The sequence below is a fragment of the Borreliella chilensis genome (genome assembly GCA_000808095.1).
In the GTDB taxonomy this organism is placed as follows: Bacteria; Spirochaetota; Spirochaetia; order Borreliales; family Borreliaceae; genus Borreliella; species Borreliella chilensis.
In genome coordinates this window covers 446,620-467,953 of the sequence record CP009910.1, presented here as the reverse complement: position 1 = coordinate 467,953, position 21,334 = coordinate 446,620, and the positions used below count along the sequence as shown (strand labels likewise).

At 28.3% G+C, this 21,334-nt stretch carries 19 protein-coding genes; 7 read left to right on the top strand and 12 right to left on the bottom strand.

Annotated features, from left to right (window positions below; all coding sequences use genetic code 11):
• The first annotated feature begins 11 nt into the window (after positions 1 to 11).
• From OY14_02215 to aspS, 3 genes are read left to right on the top strand one after another with little or no spacing between them, the layout of a single operon-like run.
• A complete protein-coding gene (locus tag OY14_02215) occupies positions 12 to 293 on the top strand; it encodes a phosphocarrier protein HPr (GenBank protein AJA90260.1) in 282 nt (93 codons plus the stop codon).
• Positions 290 to 2,395 carry a sodium:proton antiporter gene (locus OY14_02210; GenBank protein ID AJA90259.1) on the top strand — a complete coding sequence of 702 codons (2,106 nt, stop codon included), beginning with the start codon at positions 290 to 292 and terminating at the stop codon, positions 2,393 to 2,395. The genes OY14_02215 and OY14_02210 overlap by 4 nt, the downstream gene beginning before the upstream one ends.
• 3 nt (positions 2,396 to 2,398) lie before the next feature.
• On the top strand, positions 2,399 to 4,156 hold the full coding sequence (gene aspS / locus OY14_02205; protein AJA90258.1) for an aspartate--tRNA ligase: 1,758 nt from the start codon (positions 2,399 to 2,401) through the stop codon (positions 4,154 to 4,156).
• Between the two features lie 236 nt (positions 4,157 to 4,392).
• On the opposite strand, the gene OY14_02200 is transcribed toward aspS, so the two are convergent.
• From OY14_02200 to OY14_02160, 9 genes are all read right to left on the bottom strand, one after another.
• The gene (locus tag OY14_02200; protein ID AJA90257.1) at positions 4,393 to 5,472 is read right to left on the bottom strand and encodes a fructose-bisphosphate aldolase; all 1,080 of its coding nucleotides are present in this window, start codon (positions 5,470 to 5,472) and stop codon (positions 4,393 to 4,395) included.
• Between the two features lie 161 nt (positions 5,473 to 5,633).
• Positions 5,634 to 6,701, bottom strand: coding sequence for a capsule biosynthesis protein CapI (locus OY14_02195; protein ID AJA90256.1), 1,068 nt, complete (start codon positions 6,699 to 6,701; stop codon positions 5,634 to 5,636).
• Between the two features lie 38 nt (positions 6,702 to 6,739).
• The gene (locus OY14_02190; GenBank protein ID AJA90641.1) at positions 6,740 to 7,480 is read right to left on the bottom strand and encodes a Jag protein; all 741 of its coding nucleotides are present in this window, start codon (positions 7,478 to 7,480) and stop codon (positions 6,740 to 6,742) included.
• Positions 7,481 to 7,491: 11 nt separating this feature from the next.
• A complete protein-coding gene (locus OY14_02185; protein AJA90255.1) occupies positions 7,492 to 9,126 on the bottom strand; it encodes an insertase in 1,635 nt (544 codons plus the stop codon).
• Between the two features lie 10 nt (positions 9,127 to 9,136).
• The gene (locus tag OY14_02180) at positions 9,137 to 9,472 is read right to left on the bottom strand and encodes a ribonuclease P (protein ID AJA90254.1); all 336 of its coding nucleotides are present in this window, start codon (positions 9,470 to 9,472) and stop codon (positions 9,137 to 9,139) included.
• Positions 9,453 to 9,608, bottom strand: a complete 156-nt coding sequence (locus OY14_02175; protein AJA90253.1) for a 50S ribosomal protein L34 — start codon at positions 9,606 to 9,608, stop codon at positions 9,453 to 9,455. Before OY14_02175 ends, OY14_02180 begins: the two co-directional genes overlap by 20 nt.
• Positions 9,609 to 9,699: 91 nt before the next feature.
• Positions 9,700 to 9,999, bottom strand: a complete 300-nt coding sequence (locus tag OY14_02170) for a hypothetical protein (GenBank protein AJA90252.1) — start codon at positions 9,997 to 9,999, stop codon at positions 9,700 to 9,702.
• A 91-nt stretch (positions 10,000 to 10,090) separates the two neighbouring features.
• Positions 10,091 to 11,248: a DNA polymerase III subunit beta gene (locus tag OY14_02165; GenBank protein ID AJA90251.1), complete on the bottom strand. Its 1,158-nt coding sequence runs from the start codon at positions 11,246 to 11,248 to the stop codon at positions 10,091 to 10,093.
• Between the two features lie 240 nt (positions 11,249 to 11,488).
• Positions 11,489 to 12,946 (bottom strand): chromosomal replication initiation protein, encoded by a 1,458-nt coding sequence (locus OY14_02160; GenBank protein ID AJA90250.1) that lies wholly within the window; start codon positions 12,944 to 12,946, stop codon positions 11,489 to 11,491.
• Between the two features lie 214 nt (positions 12,947 to 13,160).
• Here OY14_02160 and gyrB point away from each other — a divergent pair, with 214 nt between their 5' ends.
• The 3 genes from gyrB to OY14_02145 all read left to right on the top strand — a co-directional run bounded on the left by gyrB (position 13,161) and on the right by OY14_02145 (position 18,409).
• Positions 13,161 to 15,065 (top strand): DNA gyrase subunit B, encoded by a 1,905-nt coding sequence (gyrB, locus tag OY14_02155; GenBank protein ID AJA90249.1) that lies wholly within the window; start codon positions 13,161 to 13,163, stop codon positions 15,063 to 15,065.
• 11 nt (positions 15,066 to 15,076) lie between these two features.
• Positions 15,077 to 17,509 carry a DNA gyrase subunit A gene (locus OY14_02150; GenBank protein AJA90248.1) on the top strand — a complete coding sequence of 811 codons (2,433 nt, stop codon included), beginning with the start codon at positions 15,077 to 15,079 and terminating at the stop codon, positions 17,507 to 17,509.
• 117 nt (positions 17,510 to 17,626) lie between these two features.
• Positions 17,627 to 18,409, top strand: coding sequence for a chromosome partitioning protein ParB (locus tag OY14_02145; GenBank protein AJA90247.1), 783 nt, complete (start codon positions 17,627 to 17,629; stop codon positions 18,407 to 18,409).
• Between the two features lie 231 nt (positions 18,410 to 18,640).
• Here the strand turns inward: OY14_02145 and OY14_02140 are convergent, their stop codons facing one another.
• The 3 genes from OY14_02140 to OY14_02130 form a co-directional block, all read right to left on the bottom strand.
• Positions 18,641 to 19,354, bottom strand: coding sequence for a hypothetical protein (locus OY14_02140; GenBank protein AJA90246.1), 714 nt, complete (start codon positions 19,352 to 19,354; stop codon positions 18,641 to 18,643).
• Between the two features lie 2 nt (positions 19,355 to 19,356).
• Positions 19,357 to 20,109, bottom strand: a complete 753-nt coding sequence (locus OY14_02135) for a cobalamin biosynthesis protein CobQ (protein AJA90245.1) — start codon at positions 20,107 to 20,109, stop codon at positions 19,357 to 19,359.
• 109 nt (positions 20,110 to 20,218) lie between these two features.
• Complete coding sequence (locus OY14_02130; GenBank protein AJA90244.1) at positions 20,219 to 20,824, bottom strand: proline dipeptidase; 606 nt, start codon at positions 20,822 to 20,824, stop codon at positions 20,219 to 20,221.
• A gap of 117 nt (positions 20,825 to 20,941) precedes the next feature.
• On the opposite strand from OY14_02130, the gene OY14_02125 reads away from it, so the two are divergent.
• On the top strand, positions 20,942 to 21,331 hold the full coding sequence (locus tag OY14_02125; protein ID AJA90243.1) for a hypothetical protein: 390 nt from the start codon (positions 20,942 to 20,944) through the stop codon (positions 21,329 to 21,331).
• Positions 21,332 to 21,334: the final 3 nt, after the last annotated feature.

Here is a 21,334-nt window from a genome sequence, read left to right as displayed (position 1 = left end):
ATAAATAAAAAATGCAAAAAGTCAAAATTGAGATAATAAACAAAAATAGTATTATACATACAAAGCCAAAAATCACCATTGCTAAATTCGCAAATCAACATCCTTCGTATGACATAAAAATGACAACAAAAGATGTCAGAAAAGCCAAGACAACTCCTAAAATCGAAATTATCATATTAAGAATAGTATATAAAGAAAAAATAATAATAGTCGCCAACAAAAAAGAAAAACTGGCAATTAAAAATTTGTTAAACTTAGTAAAATATAACTTTTCAAAAGAGCTTGAAAAATGAACAAAAAAATTTTTTACATAACAATACTGCTACACTTACCCAATATTCTGTTTTCATACTCAACAGAATATGACATTGAGCTAAAAATGTCGTCTTTTGTCATGAGTCTGGCAATTATTGTAATCTCATCTATTTCGCTTGGCAATCTAATAGCAAAAATAGGAATCCCAAAAGTAATAGGACAAATAACCGCAGGAATAATTCTAAGTCCGAGTGCTTTTGGAAAAATTCAAATACCTTTATTATTTCCATTAGGAATAACTCAAGTTGGAGAAAACTATTTAATAAATGAGAAAATATTTGCAATCTCTACAATAGCTTCAATAATACTGCTTTTCACGGCAGGACTTGAAACCGACTTAAAATTATTTATTAAATTCTTGCCACGCGGAGGAATTATTGGAATAACAGAGGTTGTTGGCACCTTCACAAGTTTTGTACTAATGGCTAGCATAATTTTTAATGTCCCTTTAATAAGCCCAACCTCACTTTTTATTGGAATAATCGGAACTCCCACGTCAGCAGGAATCGCAGCAAGCATACTCTCGGCAAAGAAAAAAATGAGCACTTCAGAAGGAGTGACAATAATCTCAACTTCAATTATTGATGATGTGCTTTCGATGCTTATGCTTACAAGTGTAATAACTATATCAAGATCTATATCAGATCTTGATATAGCAAGCTCAATCAAAGCCATAATTCAAAACATAATAATTTGGCTATGCCTGACTTTTTCTTTAATATATGTAGCAGAAACACTCTCAAGATTGTTAAAAAAATTAAACAGTGTTACCTTAGCAACTGTAATAACACTCTCTCTAGCCTTTACCGTTGCAAGCATTTTCCAAAATTTAGGGATGTCTTTCGTTGTCGGAGCTTATGTATTTGGACTTGCTATGTCAAAAACAGACATTGTATATGTAATCCAAGATAAACTAACAATTTTTGAAAGATTTTTTATTCCAATCTTTTTTACATCAATTGGACTTATGTCAGATATTAATGAAATACTCTCAAAAGAAGTTCTTATCTTAGGATCAGTAATTAGCGCAATAGCAATAATTACTAAAAGTATATTTTGCTTTATTCCAGCACTCTTCTTGGGATTTAATAAACTCGGAGCTTTAAAAATTGCAATTGGAATGGTCCCAAGAGGAGAAGTTTCGCTTATCATGGCAAATGTGGCATTATCCTCAGGATTTATTAGCCAAAAAATATTTGGAATCATAATAATAATGGTATTCTTGCCAACAATCATTACAACACCTATAATAAACTTTTTGTTCAAAATAAATAAAAACGGACTTAAAAAAGAGCTTCCAGTAGATCAAAATACACACATATGCGTATCATTTGAATATGATAATTTAGCCAAAATTCTTGTATGGGACTTAAAAAATGAGCTAAGAAAAGAAGGATTTTTCACACAACAAATTAAAAATGATTACTCACAATATATTAATGCAAGAAAAAACAATATATCCTTTTCAATAAAACGAGAAGGCAGCCAAATAACATTCGAATGCCCAAACAAACATTTAATTATAATACAAGACCTTTTTAGAGAAACAATCTTAAACTTAGAAAAAATAACCAAAGAAGTTGAAACGGTCTCTTTGAGAGCAAAAAAACTAGACTACTCAATAAATTATGATAAAATCCTTAGTAAAATTAACCTAAATAAAAGAATAAAAAAGGAAAACATTATCTTAGAATTAAAAGCAAGCAATAAAGCTGATGTATTAAGAGAACTTCTCAGCGTAATAAACATTGAGATTGATAAAGAAAGAATATTCCAAGATTTAATGGAAAGAGAAAAATTAATTACTACTGCACTAAAAGAGGGGTTTGCCATTCCTCATTTAAAAACAAATTTAATCTCAAAAATACATATCGCAATAGGAATAAGCCATGAAGGGATTGACTTTAATGCCCTTGACAAAAATTTAAGCCACGTTTTTATATTAATATTGTGCCCAGCAAAAGATTACGTTAGCTACCCCAGAATTTTAGCATCTGTTGTAGGTAAAGTTGATCTTTACAAAAAAGAAATTTTAAATGCAAAAACAGGTAAAGAAATTTATAATATAATAGTGAGTTGAATTATGTTTAAAGTTATCAAATGTAATGAATTGAGTGAAAAACTGCTAAACAAAAAAATTGAAATAAATGCTTGGGTGAAAAAAATACGAAACCACGGAAAATTTACCTTTTTAAACATAAGAGACAGATATGAACAAGCTCAAGTTCTAATAAACGAAGAATACCTTTTGAAGATTGCAGAAACAATAAAACTTGAATATTGCATTAAAATTCAAGGATTATTAGTTAAAAGACCTTCCAACATGATAAACACAGATATGAAAACAGGATGTTTTGAAATACTGGCAAAAAATATTGAAATCATCTCAAGATGTAATGAATTGCCGTTTATGATAGAAGATGACAATAATGCAAGTGAAAACTCAAAACTTGAATATAGATACCTAGATTTAAGAAGAGATTCATTGAAAAACAAAATCATTTTAAGATGCCAAGCTACTCATCTTATTAGAAACTTTTTAGTAAAAAGAAAATTTTTAGAACTAGAAACCCCAACTTTTGTAAAATCAACACCAGAAGGCGCAAGAGACTTTGTAATCCCATCAAGAATTCACAAAGGATCTTTTTATGCACTGCCTCAATCCCCACAACTTTACAAACAGCTTATAATGATAGCGGGACTTGATAAATATTTTCAAATAGCTCGTTGCTACAGAGACGAAGATTCAAGAGGAGATAGACAACCAGAATTCACACAGCTTGATCTTGAAATGAGCTTTGTGAAAAAAGAAAATATTTTTAAATTAATAGAAAAGATGCTTTTTACAATATTTAAAAATTGTCTTAATATCAACTTGCCTAAAAAATTTAAAAAAATAACATACAAAAAGGCAATGAACAAATATGGAAGCGACAAACCAGATACTAGATTTGAACTTGTACTGCAAGATATAAGTTCAAATCTAAAAAATTCAACATTTGATGTATTTAAAGATGCTCTTAAAAACAAAGGTTCAATTAAAATTTTAATAGTAAAAGATAAAGCCGATAAGTTTTCAAGAGCAAAAATAAATAATTTAGAAGAAATTGCAAAGATTTACAAAACACAAGGACTTTATTTCACAAAAATTGAAAACAATGAATTTTCTGGGGGAATTGCAAAATTTTTAAAAACAGAAGAAAAGCAATTAATAAAAACTTATTCTCTAGAAAATAATGATATAATCTTCTTTACAGCCAATAACAAATGGGAAACTGCTTGCAAAGCAATGGGTCAAATTAGAATAAAAATTGCAAACGATCTTAACCTGATAGATGAAAATAAATTTGAATTTCTATGGGTCTACGATTTTCCACTATTTGAATATGACGAAAATACAAAAACCTATACGCCTGCTCACCACATGTTCTCACTCCCCAAAAAAAGATATATTTCTACTTTGGAGAAAAATCCAAACAAAACTATCGGTGAAATTTATGATCTTGTTTTAAACGGCGTAGAACTTGGTTCAGGCTCAATCAGAATACACAATAAAGAGCTCCAACAAAGAATTTTTAACATAATAGGATTTCAAAAAGAAAAATCAGAAGATAGATTTGGATTTTTCCTAAAAGCACTAGAATATGGAGCTCCCAATCATGGTGGTATTGCGATTGGCATTGACAGACTAATAATGCTAATGACTAAATCAACTTCCATAAAAGATGTAATATTATTCCCCAAGAACTCTTTTGCAGCAAGTCCTCTTGACAACTCTCCTTCTAAAATCTCAAATGAACAACTCAAAGAGCTAGGAATCAATATTATTAATGACGCTTAAAATTTATAATATAACTTAATCCACACACCTTTAAAATTTAGAATAAAAATCAGTAACTATGCCTCTCAAAAAATTAAATTCACCCACATTACATCTTAAAGCCTAATTTTAATTTTTCTAACAAGCACTATCAAAAAAACATATAAAATAATCAATAATCTAATATCCACAACATAATAGAATAACAAAAAAGCCGCTCAAAAGCAGCTTACAAATAAAAATTAATAAATCTTTATTCAATTTCTATTAATATTGTTAAGATTTTTGCATGCAATTTTCACCCGTTCTTTCATGGAAACTTCAGCTTCTCTTAACCAAACTCTTGGATCATAAAATTTCTTATTTGGAATATCAATATCCTTACCATCTCCTAGCTGGCCTTGCAAACGACTTTCATTTTTCTTATAATAATTTAAAACACCTTCCCAAGCAGCCCACTGCGTATCTGTATCAATATTCATCTTTACAACTCCATAAGAAAGCGCCTCATTAATCTCATCAATCGTAGATCCAGATCCACCATGAAAAACATAAGAAACTGGCTTAGCAATATTTGCTCCTGTTTTCGATATAACATAATTTTGACCATCTCTTAAAACTCTTGGAGTAAGCTTAACATTTCCTGGTTTATATACCCCATGAACATTGCCAAAAGCTGCTGCAATCTGAAAATTTGGACTAATCTTTAAAAGCTCTGAATACCCATAATAAATATCCTCAGGAGTAGAAAATAGTTCATGCAAAGCTCTATCTGAGTTATCAACTCCATCTTCTTCTCCACCTGTAATTCCAAGCTCTATTTCTAAAAACATTTCAATTTTTGCCATTCTTTCTAAGAATTTTTTAGAAATTTCAATATTCTCTTTAATAGGTTCTTCTGACAAATCTAGCATATGTGAAGAAAATAATGGTTTTTTGTGCTGACTATAGTATTTCTCCCCATACTCTAAAAGCCCTTCAACCCAAGGAAGCAAATTCTTAGCACAATGATCAGTATGAAGAACAACAGGGACACCATAATGCTCTGCCATCAAATGAACATGCATAGCTCCAGAAATAGCCCCAACTATTGAAACTCCTTGTGGCTTTCCCATCTTCAATCCTTTCCCACAAATAAAAGCAGAACCACTGTTAGAAAATTGAATCATAATAGGAGAGTTAATTTCTTTTGCTGCCTCCAAAACTGCATTAATAGAATTTGTTCCTATACAGTTAATAGAAGGAATAGCAAATCCTTCCTTTTTACATATTTCATATAAAGAATGCAGTTCTTCTCCATAAACTACTCCCGGCTTAATCTTGTCTAAAACACCCATTTAGATCACTCCTTTCTATTTATTTTTTCTTTTTAAATGCCTATAATAAATTATACACCTAAGAAATAAAGTTGAATTTAAATCAACTAAATAAATAATTGATAAACTAAAAACAAAAAAAATTTATTTAAAATATACAATTTTGCATAAAAAATTTAAAATCAACCCTTATCAGCAACTGCTGACATTTTATACCACTGTGAAAATTCTTTTATTCCTTCTTCAATAGAAACTTTAGCCTCATACCCCACATCATTTTTAAGCTTAAGAATATCACAACAACTGTCTACGACATCTGCTTTTTGCATAGGCATATAATTTTTCAAGGCCTTTTTCCCAAAATTTACCTCAAGCTCTCTAATAAAATCCAGCAATTTAGTAGAATGTCCGGTTCCTATATTATATATTCTATAAGGGAAAGAGGATGTCGACGAATTAGGATTGTTAACATCAAAACTACAATCGCTCTTAGCTGGATTTTTCAACACCTCGTAAACACCACTTGAAATATCACTAACATATGTAAAATCTCTAGCCATATTCCCATTGTTAAAAATATTAATGGTCTCACCATTCTTAATTCCATCTGAAAATAAATACAAAGCCATATCAGGCCTTCCATAAGTTCCATAAACCGTAAAAAATCTAAGCCCTGTTGTGGGAATATTAAAAGACGCACTATAAGCATGCGCTATCACTTCATTGGATTTTTTACTAGCCGCATATAAATTTAAAGGATGGTCTGTAATAGAATCTTCACTGGACGGAATCTTCTCATTTATACCATAAACTGATGATGTTGAAGCATAAACAAAATGCTTAATATTTTCTTTATAAACCCTGCATACATCTAAAACATTGAAAAATCCAACAATATTTATTGAAATATAATTATCGGGATTTTCAAGGCTATCTCTAATGCCCGCTTGAGCAGCTAAATGACAAACATGTGTAAACTTATACTCTTTAAAAAATTCTAACAATTTATCTTTATTTAATATATCAAGATAAGCAAAAGATAAATTATTATATTTTTTACTCTTAATAACCCTATGACTTTTGATATCCTTAGAATAAAAACCCAAAGCCTCTAATCTTTCTTGCTTAAATTTGGGCTCATAATAATCATTTAATATGTCTACACCCAAAACTTCGTGACCCTTCTCTGCAAGCTTTTTAGCTACATGAAATCCAATAAATCCTGCAATTCCAGTTAAAAAAACTTTCATATTATCATCCCTCTTTAAAATTCAATACAAATTTAAAACTATCTATCTATTTTTTTAAAACCAATATCCTTTTTTTGATAACCTCGAAAATTGTTGCTAGTATACCTATTATTTCTAACATAAGAGACTCTTATTCTTTTTATATTCCCATCACCCTCGCTTTCAGTTTTTATATCACTGTAACGGTTTAAAGTTGTATGAACAATTCTTCTCTCAAAAGGATTCATTGATGGCAACAAAATAGAACGTCTGGTTCTTTTAACTTTATGAAAAGAATTTATTGCTAAATTAATAAATCTAGATTTAAATCTCTCTCTATAATCTTCAATATCCAATATAACCCTATTAAAGGTACCAGCTTCACCAACAAGTTTAGAAGCATAAACATTTGTTAAAAGCTGCAAAGAATCTAAATTTTTACCTTCTCGTCCAATCAAAATATTTGGACTATCTGTCTCAATAGAAATCTTAATATGCTCTCCTTCTTTGGACTCTATTGTCAAATTTACAGAATACCCCATTTTAGTTAGCATTTCTTTCACAAATTCCAAAATTTTATCACAAATTTCATCCCCAATTTTAATTTCAAAACCGCCGCCCTTTTTGACTTCTTTTATATGAGGAGAAACCCTTATTTTAATCATTTCTTTCTTAAATAAAAATCCCACCCTTTCTTTATCTAAAATTTCTACATCAAACTCACCTTCTTTTAATTCCAAATCTCTCATTGCTTTCTTTATTGCTTCTTGTTCGGTTTTTCCGTAAAATTCATAGCTCATATTATCCCCCCTTAAGACAAATGCATTTTTATATAGTATTGCTGCAAAATAGTAAAAATATTTGTTGTAATCCAATATATTAAAAGCCCCGATGGCATATTGTAAAGTATGAAAAAAAACATAATAGGCATCCCAAAATACAAAAATTTTTGCTGAGCCCCAAGATTTTTTAAATCAATGTTAGAACTAACAATTGTAGATCCTAATTGAGTAAACATCATAATAAAAGGTAAAACTCTAATATCAGTCCAAGACACAAAATAAAGCTTATATCCAAAATGATATACACTGTCACCAATAGACAAATCATCAATCCATCCCGGAATAAAACTAGCTCCTTTTAATAAAAACAAGTTATTGACTAGTGAATAAAGAGCAAAAAATATAGGAAGTTGCAAAATTACAGGTAGACATCCCCCCAAAGGATTAACTCCTTCTTCTTTATAAAGCTTTCCCATCTCTTCATTCAACTTCTTAGGATCATGTTTGAACTTTACTTGAAGCTCTTTCATTCTAGGTTGAAGCTTAGAAAGCTCAGCAGTAGCTCTAAATCCCTTAAATGTCAAAGGAAATATAAGTATTCTAACAACAATTGTCAAAAAAATAATTGAAAGTCCCCAATTAGGTACAACATCATAAAAAACTTGCATTACCATTTGCATGGGAACTTGAATCAAATACCACAAACTTTTTTCTACTGACATTCCAAAGGCAAGATTAGACAAACTAAAAGTATTGTTACCATTCTTATCAAAAATATCTAAATACCTATTGTCTTTAGGTCCAGCATAAATAAAAAAATCATCATTAATGTTCTTTTTATTTATGACACTATTGAAAATAAAAGATTTAAGAACTCCTCTCTCCTTCTTAAACTCAACCTCCATATTATCTTTAGAAACTAGCACCTCAAAATATTTAGTACTAGATCCAATCCATCTAGGATTAACAATCCTTAAACCATCTTTACCGTATTTAAGCTTATTATCATAATAAATTATTTGAGATAAATAGTTATTATATTGAAGCTTAGCTTTATCACTCAACTTTTCAATCTCAGAACTAAAAACAATTTTATAAGAATCAATATCAAATAAGTTATCACCTTCAAGACAATTTACAGTAACCTTAAATTTTATCAAATATTCATTTATTTTTGAAAATGTATACCTTTTTACATATTCATAAGTTTTGCCATTACTTTGAAAATAAGCCTTAAATTCATGATTAAAATCATCTATTTTCTTATAAAAAAACAATTCTTCGATTAAATGGTCAAAACTAACATCAAAAAAGGTTTCATTTTTATAATCAACATTAATCAAATCTGTAGAATCTTTTTCCAAATTTAAATGATTTTTAAGCTTTAATGAAACCAAATTACCTCTAAATGTCGAAAAAGTAGCAAAATATATCCCTGTTTCTACAAAAATATCTTGAGATTTATTAATCAAGTCAAAATCGTTACTTTTACCTGATAACATTTCATTACCATCAAAACTTTTGCTTAAATCAAATTGAACTTCTTTGGCAGAAGATCTAAAACCTGACATACTAGAAGAAAAAATATCATTAATAAGCATAAAAAGACCAATTAAAAATAAAGACAAATAAACCGTTTTTAAAATTCTTTTATTTTGATTCACTTATGCCTCTTTATACTATTAAAGCTAAACTTTTCATAAGAGTCTCAACTCTAAAATACGTCAAATCCAGCTTGTTATAAGAAACTACAAAAATAATATCCACAGCCCTGCCTTCTAAAAATTCAAATATTCTCTTAAAAGCTTCTTTAAAAAGCCTCCTAACACGATTCCTTTTAACAGCCCCCTTAAAACCTTTAGAAAAGGTGACAAGAAGTCTAGAATTAATCAAATGACTTGATTTACAAAACACTTTAAGATTAAGATTGCTAAATCTAATCAGAATGCCTTCTTTGAAAATTTCTTGAATTTCTATTTTTGATTTTAAACTAATATTTCTTTTTCTCATCAGAAACAGTTAATTTTATTCTTCCTTTTGCCCTTCGTCTTGCAAGAATAAGTCTCCCACTTTTAGTTTTCATTCTAGCCCTAAACCCAAACTTTCTATTTCTCTTAACACGACTTGGCTGATAAGTCCTTTTCAAAACGCTCCTCCATTAAAAACAATTTCCTGCTGCTAAGCTGCAAATTGAACACTACAATGGTATAGTATATAAATGTAATTGTCAAGAATAATTACTTTACTAAAAACTTTATATCTATTATTGTAATTCCTGTTAATTCTTTTACTGTATCTATTATTCTCAATTTATTAATTGATATGCTATACAAAATACTTGAATTACTTACCTCAAGAAAAAGAACCTGTTCATTTTTTAAATCTAAGAACTTCACATCATCTGACAAAGTCTTAAAGATCTGATCCCATTTATCAGCAATCAATAATTTTGAGCTTATCTTTTTATTAACAAGCAAGGTGGATTTTAAATAATCTTTAAGAATACTGTCTATTTTTTTCAAAACAGGATCATTCATAGTGACCTTCTCTTACTCCAATTCAAAAAGCAATATTAAGAATACTTTTGAAAAACCTATTTAATATTTAAAATCATATTAATAATTCACCTTAACCTAAAGACATAGGCATTATCAAGTGAATGAAATTAGAATTCTCAGGTTCACTTAATTTTAATACATTCCCTGAATTAAATTGTATTTCTATCTTTGAAGTTTCAAAAACACTAATAGCTTCTACAAAATACGAAATATTGATAGCCATAACCTCATCTAACCCATCATAAATATAGCTTGGATTTTTAATAAAAAATTCACTTTTTCTTCCGGTGGTTAAATCCTCTCCAAGAAGTTTTAATTGGGTTTTAGAAAAAGTTAAAACCAATTTTCTTGATTTATCAACGTATAAATTAACTCTTGTAAGTCTATCTTTTAAAATACTTAGCGAAATCAAAGATTTATTTTTTTGTTCTTTAGGAACAATGCTTTTATAATCAGGATAATTACCATTAATTAAACTACAAGCTATTCTATAATTATCAAACTCAACATAAAATTTCTTATCTGAAGCCTTTATTTTAACCATACCTTCTCCTGACATAAGATGTTTTAAAAAATTAAATATTTTTACAGGAACTATAAATCCAAAATCTTCTTCGATTATAGCTTCTGTTTTACAAATAGACATTCTGTGACCATTAGTAGCAACAAGCAATAATTTAGAATCTTGATCTTTTGAAAAATACACACCATTTAATATATTTTTGGATTCATCAACATGTGCTGAAAAGGCTATTCTGTTTATTACTTTTTTAAAAGATTTCTGTTTTAATTCGATTTCAAAAGTATGATTTTCATTAATCATATCATAATTATAATTTTCTATTTCTTCGTATGAAAAGGTAGGTTCATTTAAGTGATCTTTACATTCTTCTTTCTCATCTTTTAAATCTCCCATAATTTCCAATTTATTGTTATTTTCATTAAAAACTATTTTAATTTCTTTATAAAGACTAAATGCTTTTATTGCATCATAGAAATTTGATGCATTAATCAGTACTTTAAAATCCGTTTCTGAAACAATTGGAATTGTACTTTCAAAAAATATATTCCTGTCAGTTGACTTGATTATAAGATTAGAGCTTTTTACTTCAATAAGCAATGCACTCCAAATGTCATTCATATTCCTGTTCAAAATTATTCCTTTTGCTTTTTCTATTTCATTTGCAATTTTATTTGTTTCACAAATAAAAAATGTATTGTTAAACATGATGCCTCCTAATGAATTTTATTACATTATATCTTTGTTAATTCTTTTTGGTTTTGTATATTTTTTTATAGATATATATATAGTAGTAATAGTAGTAGGGCGTTGTTTGATTGTTCAATTATATTTAATGTTTTGCAGTATAAAAAGATATCCTGTTTAATTATAGGTTGACTTTTGTTGTAATTGTGACAAATTATTTGTTTGAAGTGTTTAAAAGGAGGTTTGATTTTTCAATTAGATTTAGGTTTTTTTTATTTTGTTCATAAGTTCTGTTATTAAATTGTTGATTTCTTTGTCATTATTTCTGTCTCTATCTATTTTATTTATTGAATAAAGCACTGTTGAATGGGTTTTTCCTCCAATAATTTTTCCAATTTCAACTGTTGATAGCTCTGTAAAATTCCTCAAAAGGTATGCATAAATATGTCTAGCTTTTGTTATTTCTGGCTTTTTACTATTTCCTTCAATGTCTTTATTTACAATTTTGAGCTCTCTTAAGAGTATTTTTTTTATATTTTCGATATTGATTTTCTTATTTGACTCTCTAGTTGTTTCTTTTTCATAAATTATTATTTCTTTGATTATTTTTTCAACAATGTCAATGTCAATTTCTATTTTGTCTAAATCTATATATGCTTTTAGTTTTGTTACAGCAGCTTCAAGATCTCTTACATTTGTTGTAACTTTTTCGGCAACCAGATTTAGTATGTTTTTAGGGACTTTTATACCATCCTCTTCTGCTTTTTTTTCAACAATGGCTACTCTGAGTTCAAAGTTAGGTTTTGATATATCAACATTTAATCCTCTTGTAAATCTGCTTTTTAATCTATCTGTGAAATTAATAAGTTCAGAAGGAGGTCGGTCACATGTGAAGACTAATTGTTTGTTGTCTTCATAAAGGGCATTGAATGTGTGAAAAAGCTCTTCTTGTATGCTTTCTTTTTTTTGTAAGTCGTGGATATCGTCTATGAGTAGCATGTCTAAGTATCTATATTTTTTTTTAAATTTTTTTGTTTCGTTAGTCTTTATGCTTTCTACAAACTCGTTTAAAAAATTTTCAGCAGTAACATACAATATCTTGAAGTTTTGGTGCAATTCTTCTGTTTTGTTTCCTATGCTTTGAAGCAAATGTGTTTTTCCAAGACCAACTCCACCGTAAATTAAACACGGATTATATTTTTTTCCAGGATTTTTTGCGATTGACAAGCTGGCATTATAAGCAAGTTTATTATTTGGTCCTATGATAAAATTTTCGAATGTATATCTTTTTTTAAGAAAGGGATTTTTATAATTTGCAAGCTCTTCTTCTTTTTTTATATACATCTTTATGTGATCTTTAATATTTTGAATTGGTTCTTTAGAGAGTGTTTTTTCTTTAAGCTTGTCGGAATTTTGAAAAGTCTCATTAAAGTTTGGGTTTTTGCGTTCTTGTTCGTTAGAATATGTTTTGGACGATTGATTTGTAAATGTAATAACTACGTTATTATAACCGTTTTCTATAAGGATTTCTTTTATTTTTTTTGTAAATCTTTTTTCTATTTGATTTTTGTGAAATAAATTTGGGGTAGATATTTTAATATTGTCATCTATTGATTCTAAAAAACACAAGTTTTCAAACCAAACATAAAATTCTTCTTCTGATAGTTCTTTTTTTATTTCTGTTAAAATCAAACTCCATATATTTTTTGATTTTTCCATTTTTTGTCCTTGTTGGTTTTAGTACTATACTTTTAACATTATAATAGTATAATGTTAAATTAGGATTCTGTCTGAATTGTTTATGAATTTTTAATAATTTTTTGATAATTAGAATTTTTAAATTTTTTTAGTTCTTTTTATGTAATAGATATTATTTTTTTTTTAATGTAAAATTTATTTGTGTCTAGATTATGATTAAATGAATGGAAGGTTTATGAATTATGTTGCTAGTAACATTCAAGTTTTAAAAGGACTTGAAGCTGTTAGGAAAAGGCCTGGTATGTATATAGGCTCTGTTTCCGTTAATGGTTTGCACCATTTGGTTTACGAGGTGGTTGACAACAGTATTGATGAGGCTTTAGCAGGGTTTTGCGATAAAATAGACGTTGTTATAAATTTAGATAATACCATAACTGTAATTGATAATGGAAGGGGAATTCCTACTGACATCCATGAAGAGGAAGGAATTAGTGCTCTTGAACTTGTTTTAACAAAATTACATTCTGGGGGTAAGTTTAATAAAGGTACTTATAAAGTTTCTGGAGGATTGCATGGTGTTGGAATTTCAGTTGTAAATGCTTTGTCTTCGTTTTTAGAAGTTTGTGTTAATCGGGATGGAAAAATTTTTAGGCAAACTTTTTCAAAAGGTATTCCAACTTCTAAAGTAGAAGTTGTGGGTGAATCTTCTACTACGGGTACTAAGGTTACTTTTTTAGCAGATTCTGAAATTTTTGAAACTTTAGATTATAATTTTGATGTTCTTGAAAAAAGACTTAGAGAACTTGCGTTTTTAAACGATAGAATACAAATTTCAATTGAAGATAAAAGATTTGGTAAAGAAAAATCTTCTAAATTTTATTTTGAAGGTGGAATAAAATCTTTTGTAGATTATTTAACCAATAACAGTAAAGCTTTTCAATTTGAATCTTATTATATTGATGGTTTTATTAATGATGTTATTGTTAATGTGGGGCTTAAGTGGACTGAAAGTTATTCTGACAATATTCTTTCTTTTGTTAATAATATTAATACAAGAGAAGGGGGAACTCATGTCATGGGCTTTAGAAGTGGACTTACCAAGGCTATGAATGAAGCTTTTAAAAATTCGAAAATAAGCAAAAAAGATATTCCAAATCTTACAGGAGATGATTTTAAAGAAGGGCTTACAGCTGTTATTTCTATTAAGATTCCAGAACCTCAATTTGAAGGTCAAACAAAGAATAAACTTGGTAATTCTGAGATAAAAAAGATAGTCGAGATTATTGTATATGAGCATTTATTGGAAATTATTAATTTAAATCCTTTAGAGATAGATATTATTCTTGGAAAAGCAATAAAAGCTGCTCGTGCTCGTGAGGCTGCAAGAAAAGCAAGAGAATCGGAGAGAAAAAAAAATGCGTTTGAAAGCTTGGCATTGCCCGGAAAATTGGCTGATTGCGCTTCTAAAAATCCTTTAGAAAGAGAGATTTATATTGTAGAAGGTGATTCTGCTGGAGGAAGTGCTAAAATGGGTAGAAATAGATTTTTTCAGGCTATTTTGCCATTATGGGGGAAAATGCTTAATGTTGAAAAAACAAGAGAAGATAAGGTAATCACCAATGATAAGCTTATTCCTATAATTGCATCTCTTGGTGCAGGAGTGGGAAGAAGTTTTGATATTACAAAACTTCGTTATCACAAGGTTATTATTATGGCAGATGCTGATGTTGATGGATCTCATATTAGAACTTTGCTTTTAGCTTTTTTCTTTAGATATATGAGAGATTTGATTGAAAACGGTTATGTATATATAGCAATGCCTCCTCTTTATAAGATAAAATATGACAATCATATTTATTATTTTTACGATGAGAAAGAAAAAGAAAAATTTTTAGATTCTATTGAAACTCAAAATCGCAATAGTATTTCTCTTCAAAGATATAAAGGGCTTGGCGAGATGAATCCAACGCAGCTTTGGGAAACTACTATGGATCCTGCTAGAAGAAAAATGAGATTGGTGAATATAGATGATGCTATTGAGGCTGAAAAAATTTTTGTTACTCTTATGGGGGATGTAGTTGAGCCTAGAAGAGAGTTTATTGAGCAGAATGCACTTAATGTAATTAATCTTGATGTGTAATTGGAGCGTTAATGGCAGTTGGAGAAAGTAAAGAACAAATATTAAATATTAAGATAGAAGATGAAATAAAAACTTCTTATTTGAATTATGCAATGTCGGTTATTGTTTCCAGAGCTCTTCCAGATGTAAGAGATGGTCTTAAGCCAGTTCATAGAAGAATACTTTATTCTATGTATGAGATGGGACTTCGTTCTGATAAAGCTTTTAAAAAAGCAGGAAGAATAGTAGGAGATGTTCTTGGGAAATATCATCCTCACGGAGATCAGTCAATTTATGATGCTCTTGTAAGACTTGCTCAAGATTTTTCACTTAGGTATCCTGTAATACGAGGGCAAGGAAATTTTGGATCTATTGATGGAGATCCCCCTGCTGCTATGCGATATACTGAAGCTAAAATGGAAAGAATAGCTGAATATATTGTTAAAGATATAGATAAAGAGACTGTTAATTTTAAGTCAAATTATGACGATTCTTTAAGTGAGCCTGAGGTTATGCCTTCCTCATTGCCGTTTCTTTTGGTAAATGGTTCTAGTGGAATTGCTGTTGGAATGGCTACTAACATGGCGCCGCACAATTTAAGAGAAATTTGTGATGCTATTGTTTATATGTTAGACAATGAGAATGCTTCTATTTTTGATTTACTAAAGATAGTTAAGGGGCCCGATTTTCCAACTTCTGGAGAGATTGTTTATAATGACAATTTAATTAAAGCCTACAAAACTGGTAAGGGAAGTGTTGTTATAAGGGCAAGATATCATATTGAAGAAAGAACAGAAGAGAGAAATGCCATAATTGTCACAGAAATACCTTATACGGTAAATAAATCTGCGCTTCTTATGAAAGTTGCTTTTTTGGCAAAAGAAGAAAAGCTAGAGGGGCTTTTAGATATAAGAGATGAGTCTGATAGAGAAGGTATTAGAATAGTTCTTGAAGTTAAAAGAGGATTCAATCCACATGTTATTATGAATTTGCTTTATGAATATACTGAATTTAAAAAGCATTTTAGTATAAATAATTTAGCTCTTGTCAAGGGCATTCCCAAACAGTTAAATTTGGAAGAATTATTATTTGAATTTATTGAGCATAGAAAAAATATTATTGAAAGGCGTATTGAATTTAATCTGAGAAAGGCTAAAGAAAAAGCCCATATTCTTGAAGGATTGAATATTGCTTTAAATAATATAGACGAGGTTATTAGGATTATTAAGTCGTCTAAATTGGCAAAAGATGCAAAGGAAAAAATTATTGTAAATTTTGGACTTTCAGAGATTCAAGCCAATTCAGTTCTTGATATGAAGTTGCAAAAACTTACATCTCTTGAGATTTTTAAGCTTGAAGAGGAGCTTAATGTACTTTTAAGCTTAATAAAAGATTATGAAGATATTCTCTTGAATCCAGCAAGGATTATTAATATCATAAGAGAAGAAACTATAAATTTAGGTTTGAAATTTGGCGATGAACGTCGAACTAAAATAATTTATGATGAGGAGGTTTTAAAAACTAGTATGTCGGATTTAATGCAAAAAGAAAATATTGTTGTTATGCTTACAAAGAAAGGTTTCCTTAAAAGACTTTCACAAAATGAGTATAAATTGCAGGGTACAGGAGGAAAAGGTCTCAATTCTTTTGATCTTCATGATGGAGATGAAGTTGTTATTGCTTTGTGTGTAAATACTCATGATTGTTTGTTTATGATTTCAAATGAAGGAAAGCTTTATTTGATCAATGCTTATGAAATAAAAGATTCTTCAAGAGCTTCAAAAGGTCAAAATATTAGTGAGCTTATTAGTTTGGGAGATCAAGAAGAAATATTAACTATTAAGAATAGTAAGGATTTTGCTGATGATGTTTATTTATTGCTTACAACTGCAAGCGGAAAGATAGCTAGATTTGAATCTACAGATTTTAAAACAGTAAAGTCAAGAGGTGTTATTGTTATTAAACTTAATAATAAAGATTTTGTTACAAGTGCAGAGATTGTTTCTAAGAATGAAAAAGTAATTTGTCTTTCTAAAAAGGGTAGTGCATTTATATTTAATTCAAGTGATGTTAGACTTACTAATAGAGGTACCCAAGGTGTTTGTGGAATGAAATTAAAAGAAGGGGATTTGTTTGTTAAAGTTTTGGCAGTTAGAGAAAATCCTTATCTTTTGATTATTTCTGAGAATGGATATGGAAAAAGATTAAGCATATCTAAAATATCTGAACTTAAAAGAGGAGCCACTGGATATACTAGTTATAAAAAATCTGATAAAAAAGCGGGTAGTGTTGTTGATGCTATAGCAGTTTCAGAGGATGATGAAATCTTGCTTGTAAGTAAACGTTCAAAAGCTTTAAGAACAGTAGCTGGGAAAGTATCTGAACAAGGCAAAGATGCTAGAGGAATTCAAGTATTGTCTCTTGATAATGATAGCTTGATTTCTGTTTCGAAATTTATTAAATAAAAAATTGGTTTTTCTTATTTAAGAATGTTCCACGTGGAGCATTCTTTTTTTTATTCTTAAATTGAAATTCAATATTATAACCTGATAAAATTTTGTGTTGTAGGAGGTTCTGATAATATGGATGGAGTTTTTAAAATGGTAGATATTCAGCTTTTAGATATTGATAATGATCAGCCAAGGAAGTCTTTTAGTATTGTTGAATTGGAAGAGTTAAGTGTTTCTATAAAAGAAAATGGAATTTTACAACCTATAATTGTTTGTAAAGAAAACGAGAGATATAAAATAATAGTAGGAGAAAGAAGGTTTAGAGCTGCCAAACTTATTCAGATGTCAAATGTTCCTGTTATTGAGATTAATATAGAAGGATATTTTAGAGATTTTATGCCTTTGGTTGAAAATATTCAAAGAGAAAATTTAACTCCTGTTGAGGAAGCCTATGCCTATAAAAATGTAATGAACAAATATTCTTTAACTCAAAAGGATTTATCTGAAAAAATTGGCAAAAGTAGAGCCTATATTTCAAATTTAGTCAGGATTTTAGATCTTGAAGAAGAAATATTAAATGCAGTACATAGGAAAGAAATTTCTTTTGGGCATGCTAAAGTGATTTTATCTTTAAAAGATAAGCAAGACAGGTATAATCTCTATTTAATAATACTGAAAAAAAAATTTTCTGTAAGAGATACAGAAAAATATGTTAAAAATTTGTATAAATCTATAGTGGGAAAAAAGGAGTTAGATCAAGATCCTTTTTTAAGCAATATAAAAGAATTTTTATTTAATAAGATCCAAACAAAAATAGATATTAAAGGGAATCAAGATAAAGGAAAAATAGAAATAGAGTATTTTACATCGGGTGATTTAAGAAGGATTGTTTCATTTTTCGGCCATATTGGATAAATGGTTTTTATAATTTAAAGATTGTAAAATATTTTTTTTAAAAAATTTTATGGAAGTGTTTGTTTTTTAAGTGTTTATCACAATATGTAAATTTTTGAACTTATTTTAGAATTGTTTAATTCTAGTAAAGAAAGCTTATGCTTTAAATAAAGAGTATAGTCTATGTCTTATTATTTATGGTTAAATTTAAAAGCAAGAATGACTTAATGTTTGCAAAATGAGCAATAAAATTTATATAGAATTCTTTTTAATAAGGTTTATTTTTCTCTTTATTTCAAGAATAGAATGAAAAAATGATTTCAAACTTTCTTGGTTGAATTTATTAAATTCAATATTTTTGAATTCTTTTGTATTTTTTAATATAAAATCCAATGTTTCTTTTATAGCGGTTTCATATTTTTTATCTTTGTTAGTTAATGATTTGCGTTTTTTTTCAAAGTCAAAACTTTTTTTATAAACAATTTTAAATTCTTTTAAAGAATTTATTTTTCCATTTAGAACTTCATTTTTTAAAATAGAGGGACAGGATTTTTTAGATATTTCATATGATAATGATAACGGTAATTTTTCTATAACAATCTGCTTGTCGGAATTTTCGACAAGCAGATTGTATCTTGATATTAAAGCGTAAACCTTGTCTTTTTTAAATCCCATGCTTTTGAACCACTGATAAAAAAGCCCATTATGTTGGTTGTTCCCTTTTAATTTATCTTGGGTTTCTTTGAGTATCTTTCCAATTTTTGTATAAGTATTATTAAAAATATTGAAAATTTCATATTGCTTTGTTTTTAAAAAAATAGAAATAGCTTTATCTAGTTTATCGTAATCAAAGCTTTTTCTTTCAATTGAAATAATTTCTTTTTTTTCGATGTTTTCTATCTTGTTAGAAGATGTTTCTAATTTTTTACCCATTAGAAACATTAAAGTTTCTAGATTGTCAGACATAGTTATTCCTTGATTTTGCTTATTATTTCTTTTGAGAGTTCTAAGAAATCTTTTGCAGCATTACTTTCTTTGTCATATTCATATACAGGCATTTTTGCTTCTTGAGATTTTGAAATGGTTATATTTTTTCTTATTTTTGTATTTAAAAGTTTTTCTTTAAAAACTTTTTTTAAAGAACTTACATATTTTTCTTTGCTTTTATTTCTTATGTCGTATTTATTTATAAAAACACCCGTAATTTCTAAGTTTTTGTTTATTTGCTTTACAGTATTTATTGTATCTATTAGTTGGTTTATGCCTTCAAATGCAAAAAATTCTGTTTCAATTGGTATTAATAAGTAATTGCTTGCAATAAGGGCATTTATAGTTAATATTGAAAGTGTGGGAGGACAATCGATGATAATAAAATCATACTTATCTTTTTTATATAGCGTTAATGCACTTTTTAGAAAATTTTCTCTTGAAAGTTCATTTATTAATTCTTTTTCGAGTAAAGCCAATTTAATACTAGACGGAATAATGTCTAATTTAAAATGATTTAAGGGTTTAACTTTTATTTTTTTGTTAATAAGTTCATAGCTTGAGTTTTCGGCTTTATGTTTTGAAGTATTTGTGCCGCTAGTAGAGTTTCCTTGTGAATCAATATCTATTAGAAGAATTTTTTTATCAAGTAGAGTCATTGAATAAGAAATATTAATGGCGCTTGTAGTTTTTCCCACGCCCCCTTTTTGATTGATTATAGATATTATTTTCATATAAATTTTCTCTTTTTATTTGGTTTTGTTTTTATATTTTAAAACAAAAATGGTAAAAATAATAATACTTTAATATAGTTTTTAAATATTTAATTATTTGATATGTATACTATTTTTTATGAGACCTGGGGATTTCTTGGATTAAGCCGCTTTCTATAAAAAATTTTGATATTTTTTGTTTATTTTTTGTTTTAAATTTAATTGAAGTGCTTATTTTGTTTGAAAAGTTTGAATCTGCTATTTCTATTTCAAGTTTATTTTTCATTTTTAATAGAAAATTATATTGGTTATAATTTAAATCTAAACTTAAAATTTCTAATTCCTCTTTTTCTGTTAAAGGCGTAGTCTTAATAACTTCTTTAGCAGATTTATAATATGCTTTTATTAATCCTCCTCTACCAAGCAAGGTACCTCCAAAATATCTTAGTGTGATTATTAAGGTATCAGTTAAATTGTTGTGTATTATGGCGTCTAATGTAGGTTTTCCAGCTGTTAGATTAGGTTCTCTGTCATCGCTCATTCCATTGAGAAATGAGTTTATATTCCCAATTCTAAATCCATAAACCACATGAGTAGCATTTTTGAATTGTACTTTATGATTTTTAATCATTTTATTTATATCTTCTTTTTTTTCTATGTTAAAAATATATGAAACAAAGATAGATTTTTTTACTTCAATTTTAAAATTATTGTTATTTTTTGGCACAAACATCATATAGCCTAAGTATACTATCTTTTTAGATATTGAAGTATTTATTGTTTATGTATATTATTAATAGTGTTTATTTTTATTATTGATTAATATAAAGTATGGCGAAAAAAGGGGTTTTAAATGATATCAGGCTTGAATCCAACATTAAGGTTGTTCAAAGATCATAAAATACTTTATTCTAATATGGAAAGGGGATTAAAACCTCTTTTAGAGGTAGACAATTTTATCAACAAGTATATTCAGAATAAAGAAGGACTTGAAATTTACGATAAAGTTGTGGGCAAGGCATCAGCTATTATTATTTATAATATTGGGCTTCAAAATGTTCAAGCTGGTGTTGTTTCTCAGCCCGCAAAGGATTTTTTAGAAAGTAGGGGAATAAAAGTAGCTTATAAAAAGTTGGTGGAAAAAATAAATGACAAGGCAGAAAGCTTGATTGAAAGCTTGGAAAATCCTGAAGAAGTTTATAAGTATATGATTAAAAGAGGTATTATAGTTAATAATTTATGAAAG